Source organism: Streptomyces sp. NRRL S-1022, from assembly GCF_000720135.1.
GTDB lineage: Bacteria > Actinomycetota > Actinomycetes > Streptomycetales > Streptomycetaceae > Streptomyces.
Map to the genome: position 1 here is coordinate 1 of NZ_JOIU01000214.1, position 226 is coordinate 226.

A 226-nucleotide genomic window follows, 5' to 3' on the forward strand; every position below is an offset into this window, starting at 1 on the left:
CAGGCGCGCAGGCTGGGCGCCTTCACCGCCGTGCATCCCGAGGTGACCCGGGCGGCGGTCGGCGGTGCCCTGGCTGCCCGCACCGTGTTCGAGCACCGGGCCGTGGTGGTGGGCACCGCCGCGGCCCTGGAGGCACTGGCCGAGGGTGGTACGGCGCCGGGCCTGGTCACCGGGACCGCCCGCCCGTTGGGCCGGTCGGTGTTCGTGTTTCCGGGGCAGGGTGCGC

General features: G+C 77.9%; 1 pseudogene. It reads left to right on the top strand.

Annotated features, from left to right (window positions below):
- Window positions 1-226, top strand: a pseudogene (locus IG05_RS43405) (modular polyketide synthase); the annotation flags it as partial.